The sequence below is a fragment of the Veillonella sp. genome (assembly GCF_018381775.1).
Taxonomy (GTDB): Bacteria; Bacillota; Negativicutes; order Veillonellales; family Veillonellaceae; genus Veillonella.
The window spans coordinates 37,713-49,500 of sequence record NZ_JAGZRH010000012.1; the positions used below are offsets into that span (position 1 = coordinate 37,713).

Annotated in this window: 16 protein-coding genes; 2 read left to right on the forward strand and 14 right to left on the reverse strand. The window is 35.5% G+C overall.

Annotated elements, in window-relative coordinates; translation table 11 throughout:
- Positions 1–180: 180 nt before the first annotated feature.
- Complete coding sequence (locus tag KH109_RS08085; protein WP_005385406.1) at positions 181–1,437, forward strand: Glu/Leu/Phe/Val dehydrogenase; 1,257 nt, start codon at positions 181–183, stop codon at positions 1,435–1,437.
- 84 nt (positions 1,438–1,521) lie between these two features.
- On the opposite strand, the gene KH109_RS08090 is transcribed toward KH109_RS08085, so the two are convergent.
- The 6 genes from KH109_RS08090 to KH109_RS08115 form a co-directional block, all read right to left on the reverse strand.
- Positions 1,522–2,013, reverse strand: a complete 492-nt coding sequence (locus KH109_RS08090) for a QueT transporter family protein (protein ID WP_213467227.1) — start codon at positions 2,011–2,013, stop codon at positions 1,522–1,524.
- Positions 2,014–2,499: 486 nt separating this feature from the next.
- Positions 2,500–3,189 (reverse strand): 7-cyano-7-deazaguanine synthase QueC, encoded by a 690-nt coding sequence (gene queC, locus KH109_RS08095; RefSeq protein ID WP_295218404.1) that lies wholly within the window; start codon positions 3,187–3,189, stop codon positions 2,500–2,502.
- 68 nt (positions 3,190–3,257) lie between these two features.
- Positions 3,258–4,013: an exodeoxyribonuclease III gene (locus KH109_RS08100; RefSeq protein ID WP_295218408.1), complete on the reverse strand. Its 756-nt coding sequence runs from the start codon at positions 4,011–4,013 to the stop codon at positions 3,258–3,260.
- 149 nt (positions 4,014–4,162) lie between these two features.
- The gene (locus KH109_RS08105) at positions 4,163–4,309 is read right to left on the reverse strand and encodes a hypothetical protein (protein ID WP_241567136.1); all 147 of its coding nucleotides are present in this window, start codon (positions 4,307–4,309) and stop codon (positions 4,163–4,165) included.
- 91 nt (positions 4,310–4,400) lie between these two features.
- Positions 4,401–5,219 carry a sulfurtransferase gene (locus KH109_RS08110; protein WP_295218411.1) on the reverse strand — a complete coding sequence of 273 codons (819 nt, stop codon included), beginning with the start codon at positions 5,217–5,219 and terminating at the stop codon, positions 4,401–4,403.
- 222 nt (positions 5,220–5,441) lie between these two features.
- A complete protein-coding gene (locus tag KH109_RS08115; RefSeq protein ID WP_060924381.1) occupies positions 5,442–5,894 on the reverse strand; it encodes a hypothetical protein in 453 nt (150 codons plus the stop codon).
- A gap of 203 nt (positions 5,895–6,097) precedes the next feature.
- On the opposite strand from KH109_RS08115, the gene KH109_RS08120 reads away from it, so the two are divergent.
- The gene (locus KH109_RS08120) at positions 6,098–6,439 is read left to right on the forward strand and encodes a hypothetical protein (protein ID WP_295218417.1); all 342 of its coding nucleotides are present in this window, start codon (positions 6,098–6,100) and stop codon (positions 6,437–6,439) included.
- On the opposite strand, the gene KH109_RS08125 is transcribed toward KH109_RS08120, so the two are convergent.
- From KH109_RS08125 to KH109_RS08160, 8 genes are all read right to left on the reverse strand, one after another.
- Complete coding sequence (locus tag KH109_RS08125) at positions 6,414–6,761, reverse strand: zeta toxin family protein (RefSeq protein ID WP_295218420.1); 348 nt, start codon at positions 6,759–6,761, stop codon at positions 6,414–6,416. The genes KH109_RS08120 and KH109_RS08125 overlap by 26 nt on opposite strands.
- Positions 6,754–6,972, reverse strand: a complete 219-nt coding sequence (locus tag KH109_RS08130; RefSeq protein ID WP_295213114.1) for a hypothetical protein — start codon at positions 6,970–6,972, stop codon at positions 6,754–6,756. Before KH109_RS08130 ends, KH109_RS08125 begins: the two co-directional genes overlap by 8 nt.
- A gap of 51 nt (positions 6,973–7,023) precedes the next feature.
- Positions 7,024–7,239 (reverse strand): hypothetical protein, encoded by a 216-nt coding sequence (locus KH109_RS08135; RefSeq protein ID WP_050755788.1) that lies wholly within the window; start codon positions 7,237–7,239, stop codon positions 7,024–7,026.
- Positions 7,240–7,289: 50 nt separating this feature from the next.
- Complete coding sequence (locus tag KH109_RS08140; protein WP_005385393.1) at positions 7,290–7,505, reverse strand: hypothetical protein; 216 nt, start codon at positions 7,503–7,505, stop codon at positions 7,290–7,292.
- Positions 7,506–7,601: 96 nt separating this feature from the next.
- Positions 7,602–7,805 carry a hypothetical protein gene (locus tag KH109_RS08145; RefSeq protein WP_285418060.1) on the reverse strand — a complete coding sequence of 68 codons (204 nt, stop codon included), beginning with the start codon at positions 7,803–7,805 and terminating at the stop codon, positions 7,602–7,604.
- A 128-nt stretch (positions 7,806–7,933) separates the two neighbouring features.
- The gene (dcm, locus tag KH109_RS08150) at positions 7,934–9,226 is read right to left on the reverse strand and encodes a DNA (cytosine-5-)-methyltransferase (protein ID WP_295218427.1); all 1,293 of its coding nucleotides are present in this window, start codon (positions 9,224–9,226) and stop codon (positions 7,934–7,936) included.
- Between the two features lie 81 nt (positions 9,227–9,307).
- A complete protein-coding gene (locus KH109_RS08155) occupies positions 9,308–10,138 on the reverse strand; it encodes a hypothetical protein (protein ID WP_295218431.1) in 831 nt (276 codons plus the stop codon).
- 7 nt (positions 10,139–10,145) lie between these two features.
- Positions 10,146–11,531: a Sau3AI family type II restriction endonuclease gene (locus tag KH109_RS08160; RefSeq protein WP_295218434.1), complete on the reverse strand. Its 1,386-nt coding sequence runs from the start codon at positions 11,529–11,531 to the stop codon at positions 10,146–10,148.
- Positions 11,532–11,788: the final 257 nt, after the last annotated feature.

The window sequence follows — 11,788 nt, forward strand, 5'->3', positions numbered from 1 at the left end:
ATCTAACTCCAGGAGTGACTATAATCACAGTAAATATCTATATTCTATACACTTTTCAAGCATTAAAAACTATAGAATATAGTTATAAAATTATAAAGGGTATTATGTATACAACGTCGAATACTAGAGTATGTGTAAAATTAGCAAAACTTAATTTACTCTTATATACAGGAGGTTATTATGAGTGGTTATAATCCTTATGAAAACATGCTAAATACGTTAGATGTAGCAGCAGAAAAACTCGGTTATTCTCGTAGTGAGTACGAAGTATTACGTCATCCTGAACGAGAACTAAAAGTAGCTGTACCTCTTCAACTAGACAATGGTGAAGTTCGCGTATACGAAGGTTACCGTTGCCAACACTCCACATTACGTGGTAGCGCTAAAGGCGGTCTTCGCTTCCACCCTGACTCCGACGAAAACGAAGTTCGTGCATTGGCAGCTTGGATGACTATTAAAAACGCGATCGCTAACATCCCTTATGGCGGTGGTAAAGGCGGTATCAAAGTTGATCCTAAAACATTGAATCCTCGCGAATTAGAACGCTTGACTCGTAACTTTGTACGTCGTATTGCTCCTATCATTGGCGTAAATACTGACGTGCCTGCACCAGACGTAAATACAAACGCCCAAATCATGAGCTGGATTGCTGATGAATACAGCACATTAAAAGGCGAATGGAGCCCTGGTATCGTTACTGGTAAACCTATTGAAGTAGGCGGATCCTTAGGTCGTAATGAAGCAACTGGCCGCGGCTGTCTCATCGCATTACAAAGCTACCTCGCTAAGAAAAACTTAGACATTAAAAACCTTACTGTAGCAGTTCAAGGCTTCGGTAACGTAGGTTCCGTAGGTGCTCGCCTCATCGCGCAAGCAGGCGCTAAAGTTGTTGCTATCGGCGACGTAAGCGTTAACATCTACAACCCTAACGGTATTGATGTGGAAAAAGCATACGAATATGCTAACTCCCATGGTCGTTCCCTTGAAGGTTACAGCGAACCAGGTATGACTACAATTGGTGCGCAAGAATTATTGGCTCAACCAGTTGATGTATTGTACATGGCAGCTCTTGAAAACCAATTGAACAAAGACAACATGGAAAACATCCAAGCTAAAATCATCTTGGAAGGTGCTAATGGCCCTACTACTAATGATGCAGATAAATACTTCTATGAAAAAGGTATCGACATCATTCCTGACGTTCTTGCAAACGGTGGCGGCGTAGTTGTATCCTACTATGAATGGGTTCAAAATAAAGCTAGCTTCTACTGGACTGAAGAAGAAGTTAATGAACGGTTAACTAAAAATATGCAAAATAGCTTTGAAGCAGTTTGGGAAATGCAACATAAATACAATGTACCACCTCGTCAAGCAGCGTACATGGTTGCCCTTGAACGCCTCGTAGTAGAAACTAAATGGCGTGGCTACAACTGCTAATACCTTCAACCTCCATAACATTTAGCCATAAAAAAGGCGTAAGCTCACATCGAGCTTACGCCTTTTTATTTACCTATGTACTTTTTATTTGAAAGCACCTAATAAAGCAGCCATGCTAGGACGGCTGATCAATGCTTTTACTAAAATAGAGCCAAGCACTGCTGGAATTGTTTGACCTACGATGAGGTTCAGTACCAATGGCCAGTATGGAAGGCCAAGTAATGGGCTGAGCCACAATGGTACACATAATGCTGGAACAAAGATAATTGGTAGAATCGCCCACCAAGCGCTAAGGCCAAGCTTACGCATACCTACGATTATACCTGTTGTTAAAATACCAACGCCAAAACCTCCCATCATATCGAGGATACCAAGACCACCGAATAGGAAGTTAGAAATGAGGTTGCCAATCCCCATGGGAATTACCAAAAACGGAAAGGCATAAGCAAGTGCATATAATGATGTTGCTATACGAATTTGATACGCTCCGAAGGAAACGCTTTGCGTTAAATATAATACGACGATGTACAATGCCACAACCATGGCAGAAATAGTCAATTTACGTGTAGTAATCATAACACTCACCTCCTCAAATAAAAAAAGCATGGCAAAACTACCATGCTATAAATGCTTATGAATTTCCGTAGTTTTGTTTAGAGACAGGATGGTTTCAAACTGTCTTATTTAGTTGTCGCCTTTAGGCAGTTCTAATATTAACATATATCTAATATTTTCGCAATCAATTTGGTTGTAGGCGGACTTATATGTAAATCTACTATTAGTGTTAAGTTGGTAAGGACGGGGTGGCAGGAGATACCTTTCCTCATCGCTCCACTGGCTATACGGTCATCGGCCTAGGGCCTCGACCTGCCAAAGTCGCTCTTTAAAAAGGTATCTCCTGCCACTGCGAATTTAGTTAATCAACAAATAAACTAATATTAGCGACGTAGAAGTCCGCCTCAAGACAAACATAGTGTCTTATCTATTAGTTTATATGCAAAGTAGCCGCCTAAAAGGCGACTACTAATATAATCCAGTTTTGGTGTATGTAGAGAAATTCCATTATTGTGCTGGGTCTTCAACGCCGTTGGCTCGGAATGCTTCGGCTCTGTCGATACAGGTGCCGCAGTGTCCGCATGGTTTGTCGCCGCCTTCGTAACAGGACCATGTTAGGTGGTATGGTACGCCGAGTCGTAGGCCTTCTTTTACGACGTCTGATTTATTATGGTTAATGAATGGAGCTTCTAAGGAGCATTCTTTGCCGGATCCTTCGAAGATAGCATCGCCCATGGATTTATAGAAGTGTTCGGTACAGTCTGGGTATGCATTACCAGCCGCATCATCGCTATGGGCACCGTAGTAGATATAGCCGCAGTCCAGAGAGAGTGCTAAAGATGCTGCCGCAGATAAGAATAGACCATTTCTAAATGGTACATAGGTGCTAACTGTGCCTTCTCCTTCTGCCTCTTGTTGTTCCTTGTATGAACCTTGAGGTATTTCCTCTGTGGATTGGGTCAATAAAGAGCAATTGCTGAAGGCAAACAATTTAGTAACATCCATCGTTTTACCTTCAATTCCATAATAAGCGAGAATAGATGCAGCAGCCTCTAGTTCTTTACTATGTTTTTGACCATATTGAATGGATAAAGGCACTACATTGTCTTTGCCAAATCTTTCAATAGCTAGCGCTAAACATGTAGTACTATCTACCCCACCGCTGAATAAGACAACAGCCTTTTGTTTTTGAGCCATAAGGTCTCCTTTCACCTATTACAACAGCCCCATCCTAAGATGAGGCTGTAGATTATACTTTCAATATATTATAAATCGATATCTAATTCTACTGGGCAGTGATCAGAGCCAAAGATTTGTTGGTGAATTTTAGCTTCTTGAATTTTGTCGTCAAGACGTTTAGAGGTGATGAAATAGTCAATTCTCCATCCTGTATTTCGTTCACGAGCTTTGCCCATGTAGGACCACCAACTATATTGCTCAATTGCATCTGGATAGAGGTGACGGAATGTGTCTGTAAAACCAGCATCTAAAAGTTCTGTCATTTTAGCACGTTCTTCGTCGGAGAAGCCTGCATTTTTACGATTTGTCTTAGGATTTTTAAGGTCGATTTCTTGATGCGCTACGTTGAGATCACCACAAAGAATAACTGTTTTTTTCTTATCAAGTTCAAGCAAATAGTTGCGGAATGCATCTTCCCAAGTCATGCGGTACTCAAGACGAGCCAATTCACGTTGGCTATTTGGCGTATAGCAACATACTAAATAGAAGTTTTCATATTCTGCAGTAATAACACGGCCCTCTTGATCGTGCTCTTCAATACCGATACCGTTAGTTACGGACAACGGTTTAATACGCGTGAATACAGCCGTCCCACTATAGCCTTTTTTCACAGCACTATTCCAATATTGCTCATAACCCGGCAACTCCAAAGAAATTTGATCAGGTTGCAATTTTGTTTCTTGTAAACAGAAAATATCCGCATCCAGTTCGTTAAAGGATTCCATAAATCCTTTTGTTACAGCCGCACGAAGGCCGTTTACATTCCAAGAAATTAATTTCAATGCTTACTCCTTATTCTAATAGTGCTTTTACATACCAATATAGTTTGTGAAAGCCTCTATTTCAACAATTTCTTTATATTTCAAAAAGATTCTTATTTATGCTAGCAATTATAGTATGTTATACAGTTTAGCCAGAAAGTTGTACATTACTATTGTTTATGTTTCTTTGCATGTCTTGCTTCCGCACGAGCCTTACGAGCGTTTTCGTTTGCTTTAAGATCACTTTCACGTTTTTCACGGAAATAATTAGCTATAGAAGATAAAACAAGAATTACCAACACCGTAACATTAAACATGCCGGGCCCGAAGGTATAGATGTGATAACACAAATAACCAAACGCAACAAGGGTTAGTAGATGTTTTAAAATTTTCATTTGCCCTCCTGTATTATCGTAATGTTTCTACACCAGTCTTAAGTGGGAAACCGTCATAGGTTACCCAATCACTAGAGCTACCAACATATAAAGCCGATTCAAGCCCTACTTCGCTCATAGTTAACAGTGCATTACAAGCGGTTACCCCTGAGCCACAGTAAGTCACAACAGGTCTATTTTGGTAGATTTCATTATAGTACTCGGCTTCTAAATCTTTTACAGACTTAGGCCCATCTACGGTATAACCACTTTCATAAAAATGATTAACAGCACCAGGAATGTGACCAGTCATGCCATCCATCGTATCTACTTGAGACCCATCGTAGCGGAACGGCGCACGAGCATCAATGATAACATGATCCCCGCTTTCACTAGCCTTGAGAACCTCATCACGACTCATAACCATGTGAGTTTGCAATTCATAATTAAAAACTGTTGGTTCTGTAGGCAACGGAGTAGGATCTTTAGTAAGAATATGACCTTCTTTAACCCAACGTTCAATACCGCCCGACAATACGCGCACATCAGATAACCCCATATAACGCAAAGTCCACCACAGGCGGCCCGCCAAAAAAAGCCAAGAATCATACACAACGACCTTGGAATTGCGAGTAATGCCATAAGACTCGAATGTATGAGCCAACTGCTCCATATCTGGTAATGGATGACGACCGCCATGCTCACCTACAGGACCTGTTAAATCCTTATCTAAATCTACAGGAAAAGCCCCCTTAATATGGCCCTGTTTATAATCTTGATAGCCTCGAGCATCTAAGATGATAACCTCATCGAGACAAGATAGTAATTCTTTAGGAGTGATAAAATTTGACATAAGTACTCCTTTCTTTTTATTATATCGAAAAATACAAATTTGATAATATTATTATATAACGATATGAAAGTATGGACAATGAATATCAAAATATAATTTGAACAATACGCCAATATGTTCTAATAGCTCTTTCACATTACAAATATCCTATCCATACAAATAAAAGGTACACCTATATAGTATTATAGGCGTACCTTTATATTGTATGCTAATGTATTTCATTTATAAAAGGAAAGAATTTCCACAACGTAAACATATATATGTATGCTCCCAATCGCGACGTAATCCTGGATATGTATCTCTATTCCATACATATCGTTGATATGTTTTATATATTAACAACGCATATGCACCAAAGTAGATGATAAGAGAAGACTCATGTTTACTCAACCCAGTAATCATAAGAAGAAAAACTAGACCGATCTGTATTGCAAGAGACCACTTAAAAATATATTTACCTATTGATTTTTTCATTGGCGGTTCTGCCATCATAGAAAGTGCTGTTTGTTGAGTACCTACAGTATTGCCAATACCAACACCTACTCGACCACCTGCACCAATACCTACACCTGTAGTTACGCCATTTACATTAGAAAAACCTCCAGCATAAGCAATATTATAACTTTGGATATTTTCCGACTTACAATATGGACACACGTATGCATTCTCGCTCATAAATCTCTCTCCTATTATATTTCAACATATTATAATAGTTTATATCCTACTTAGAATTAATGAGAAAGTAATGAGAGTCACAATAATTTTTAATTCTATTATAGTTATAAGGCAATATATAAAATAATCTCAATGCCTATTCCCAATTAACACTAATCGTAGTACAATATTTTGATTGGTTTTTATATTAGGAGGCGATTAGCATGGTCAAATTTAATACTAGCAAAAAAGAAATAACATTAGAAGAAATTCAAAATATTACTACGCCACTATTCAAAAAATATGGTTTTAAATCAGCTTATTTATTTGGTTATTATGCCTCTAACACAACAATTATCGATATTGATATAGAATTTATGGTAGAAGACTCTGATAAAACTGAAGAGTTAGATATGTTAGACTGGTATGATATGATTGATGATTTTGAACATACGCTTCAACTACCTTGTCAAATCACAGATATAGATATTTTAAAATCTGATAATCATAACTACCTAAAGAAAAAATATTACGATAAATCTATTTTAATTTATAAGGAAAATTGAAGTAGCTCAACAAAGGGCCTGTAACAAAACCTATATCTGCCCTAACTAACTTTTGCAATTTAACAAAATTAGGATGATATCTTCTAAATTGATCACCATCAATGACTAATAAATTATTATTCAATCTTTCTTTTGCTAACTCTACAAAAACGGATTTACCAGCACCAGGTGTTCCACCAGTAACAATACCTTCTGGTTTATCTACTGGTGATAATGCATTATATTTTTTTGTAATTATATCTTTCCAGATTTTTTCAGTAGCTTCTAAGGCTTCTTTCTCTGTAAATGATTGTAAATCTTTTACTTTATCTATATTATCCATTATTAATGCCTTCTAATATTGCTTGCTTATCTTTTATAAATTTTATCTCTTTTTGATACTCTATGTCTTCTGGCTTTAATCCATATAATTCGTCTCTTTTATAAATTAAAGATAATCTATCTGGGTTCTCAAATTCAACAGTTTTAGAAGTTAAGCCTAAAATATGTGAAATAAGTTCGATCAATACATCCTTTTCCATAAATGTAGCCATAATAATACCTCTTTTCACTAACCAAAATAAATATTATCCACAAAAGTTATATTAGTTACTAATACTTTCTAATATAGCTTTTTTTTCTTTAATAAAATCTACTTCTTTTTCATAATCTATTTCTTCTGGGCTCAATCCATACAATTTACCTTGTAAACGAAGTAGTGAAATAACATCTTTGTTATCAACATCAACATCACGAGCTGTTACAGCAACTACATGACTAATAAACTCAATTAATACATCTTTCTCCATCCAAGTAGCCATAATAATACCTCTTTTCACTAACGAAACAAATATTATCCACAAAAGTTATATTAGTTACTAATACTTTCTAATATAGCTTTTTTATCTTTAATAAATGACAATTCTTCTTTATAGTTTATTTCTTCTGGCTCCATACCATATAATTTATTTCTTAATTCTAGTAACTCTATTCTTGCAGGATGATCTAAATTATTATTATACGCAGTTAATCCTAGTGCAGTTGAAATACACTCAATTAAAACATCTTTTTCCATAAATGTAGCCATAATCAATTACTCCTATTTATTCATTTTGTCCATGTAATCACGTAACAACATACGAATTGTTTTAATTGTTTCTCAACATTACCATCAATCATTATTTTAGCCTTTATATGTTTCAATAACTTGTTTAATATATTGACTCATCTCATTAAAGTCCAATTCTTCTGGAGCAGAGCAATATATTTTTTCTTTCAAATCTAATAAAACTTCTCTATCTTTACTATTAGGATTTTTATTAATAACATATCCTAAAGCTTGAAATACACCTTCTAATAAAACATCTTTTTGCATTAAAGTAGCCATATTCTTCCTCCTATATACATTATTTCTATAACTATATTATATAGTATAGTTTTATATAAAAATATTATTTTACATAAAATAGAAGGGGCTGTAACAAAACAGCCCCTTTCATATATACTTATAAGTTTTTACTTATCAATTTTTTGTAGTTCATCACCAATACGTTTTACGATACCGGTTACCAATGCATTCCCCATAAAGAACATACGCATACGATCAGAAACCTCTACTACTTCACCTTTCGCATTACGTTTATAGCGTGTCCAATCATCAGGAAAGTCTTGCAAGCGCTCAGCTTCAATTGGAGTAATGAGACGATATTTACCATTAATTTTCAAAAGATGTGTAGAGCGATTTACACTACCTTCAGAAGTAAGCATTGTACGGCCTGGTAGTTCAAGAGAGTCATATTCACTCATACCACCTTCAGAGAAGGTATAAGTATGTCCATTTGCTGCAGTCCGAGTAATTTTCTTAGGTCCACGAAGATATTTAAACTTCTCTAATTTTTCGCCATCAACATAATAATCTTCTGGTACTTGATTTTCTTTAACCACAATCTTTTTCATTGGAATTGGTTCTTCATCCCCTTTTGGTTCAGTTTCAATCGTGTAATAATACCCATTAGTCATGAGTCCAGAGTTCCACATTTTACCATCAGAAAAGTTTGCAGATACTTCTGCAATATCTTCATCAAGCTTATTAGCATTAATACGTTTCTTAACTGCTTCCCCCTTAACAGGGAATTGACGACCAAAGAGCCCGTCTTCAAAGATATATGGTGCATAACACTCTAATCGAGCATTTAAGTCCGCATCATTAGCCAGTGTAGCTTCATATTTAGTATGTAATCGTTTTCCCCACTTTGTATCATTTCTAAATACAAAGAAGAATACACGACGTCTACGTTGAGCACGACCATAATCAGCAGCATTGATAACACGCCATTCTACAGAATAGCCCAATTGGTTAAAAGCCGCTAGCATAATCGCAAAGTCACGACCACGTTGGTTGGAAGGAGCCTTCAATAAACGGTCAACATTTTCTAAAACCAAATACTTAGGTCTAATTACCTCAGTAGCACGGATAATTTCCCAGAAAAGAACCCCTTTTTTACCTTCAATACCTAACTCATTCTTTTTGCTTCTTGCAACAGAATAATCTTGGCATGGAAATCCACCAACAATCATATCTACACCATCGGCTTTCATTTCCTCAAACTTTTCATTAGGAATTAATGCTACATCTGTTGGGATATGTTCCATATCAGGAAATCTATACAAACCTACTTCATAGGCATCCTGAGTCTTACGAGATGGCTCATACTGGTTAGAATATAGCGTTTGGAAAACTTCTTTAGACGAATTCTCTAACCCTACTATAAACCCACCTACACCATCAAACATAGAGAATATTTTCATTACTTTACCCCTTAATTTATCAACTTCATAGATCCTTATTATAGCAGAAATACTAAAAAAGATCAAGATCAAATTTAGGCATTATTTTTTAGATACAGATTTTTTTACCTCTACACCTTCAGGAGTAACAATCCAATAACTGTTAGCCAAGTTGATTAAATCTTCACGTTTAATAACTATATTTAAAGGCTGTTCATAGAGCTTCTCAGGTAAGGTTAAAACCCACTGAGGATATTTTCTTGCAACCAATAAATCAGTATCAAATTGTAAATGTGCCTTATTATAGTCAGGTCTATCGTCTAAAGCATTAATTAAAGAATCCAATTGATGTTCCAATTCTAAACGATATACTCCACGCTCTTTCATTTTTTTACGTAATATATCCGCTTTAGACTCAAATGTTTTAACCTCTTTATTGCCCGTAGCACGCATTATAAGTTTATCTCTTGTCTTTACTTTAGGAATTGACAATACTTCGATTTTTAGAATATCCTCACAGCCTAAATTATATTTATCAGCATCAGATTTAATCCAAAGCCAGCAAAGAAAATAAGCATGTGTCTCCTTATATTTTTCATTTGTAAGCCAGCCTCTCTTTAGTTCTCCATCCTTTAAATAAGAAACTTCAAAAGCAAACGTTGATAAAGGCTTATCACCCAAATTGTTTCTAGCATAGTGTATAGCTGCCTTTTCATCAATATTAATACATCTTGCCGCTTCTTCAGTCTCATCATTAATTATATACATAATTGTATCAATACCTTTGTGTTGTTGATCCAATGTTGTATTAGAATTAAAAGAATCAATTATCCCATCACCAACTAAATAACTATACAAATACTTTTGTAAAAATTCATTTACTGCTCTCTCACTTTTTAAATCACCTTTAAAGGTAGATTTTCTCTCTGCCATAAGCCCCTCAACTTAACTCTTTTACTATTTCTGCTATATACTCTCTATTTAACCAATAGCATTGTTTTGTTATACGTTGTCCATCTGGTAATTCTACTTGATCCTTTCCATCTCTAGCCTTAGGTCGAATATGACAAATCCCATTAAAGCTAGCACCTGGTAAATTATTTGACACACCATTACGTACAGGAGTAAGTTGAACCCCTTCTTCCAAAATAGCTTTTGTTGTTTTCCAAAGTTCTTTGAGCTCATGCTCAATTACAACCTCTGGCATATTCCACAGCATAATTCCTTTTAAGTAAGGTTCTCTATTTTTATTTTCCTTCTCAGTCTCATCATATTGAAATACTACAAATAGATATTTTGTATACTCAAATTTTTCATAAAGCTGAGAGTCTTCCCATGCATCGTTAACCCAACGATGAAAGTCTATTTGTTCAAAGGACATGTGTTCCTTTGGAATTCCAGTAGGCTCAAGCCGTATGGTTTTAAAGTTAATATTTGCTTTACTAAACTCTCTAAGTGATTCTAACTTGGTCCCTTTTACACCCAAAACCGCACTAATAAGATTGGCATTAAAAGCCTTATTTTTTGTTACTGGAATATCTACGAGTTTTGCAATTTCAGATACTCGTTTACCAATATATGGAGCGAATCGTTCTTGTAATAATTGTAATGTAGTCTTACTTTTAAGTTCATCAACATTAAAAAGTGATGGTATTAATTGTCTATCAATAACACGTCTAGCAAAAGCTGACATATAAGAGCTTTTGAGAGAAAAGGCACGTTGTTTAGCTGGTATATTAGAAAATGGTTGTTTTCTTATGGACTTAGCATTAGCCCCTTTAGTACAGGCAGCCAAATACATCGTATCGCCTTCCGAAATATTATGGGCCTCACCAGCTTTAATCTTATCTATAATAGTCTGCCAATCTTGCTTTATAATTTCTAAATCCATAGGATCAAAATTATGTAAAACAGACTTTATGATAGGAAAATCCTTTTTATCTAATTCGTCTTTATATAAGTAAAATATAACCAATAAATTCTTATTTTTTTGCCAAAATGATGATTCTTCAAAAGAGTCTTTATAATCCTCTTCATAGTTAATAATATTTAAAACTAACCGTTCTTTTGCAGAGAAGTCATTCTTTTTATTTTCTTTTATAGCAGTAACTTTTAGCTCCAACCCCAAATCAACAAAGTCTGCTTCTGCTCTGCTATTAACGGCCATTTTAAATAAGCCTTCTTCTAAAACCTGACCTATACCGCCCTTGTTTCCCCTACTATCCAGGCGATTATTTATATCAAACTCACCAACCGTTTTACCCTCTGCAGATTCAGCTATATCTAATACTTCTTCAATGGAGTTATAAATCTTATCCGTGCTCATTAAAATCCCCTCCAATCATATATATGTAAATTATATCAAAGGTATTAAGCAATATACTAATTTAACTTTCACAGAGTATATTCATCTATAAATAGCGAATTATAAATATTAATATATGTTCACATCGAATAATTTCATCTATTCCTTATGATTCTCCGCTCTACACGTCTTTTTTGGGACGTAAGTTTATGATATAATATAACTAATTACTCTTAGGGGCGTAGTCCGCCCAAACGGATCCAAAAAGAGTTAGTGTG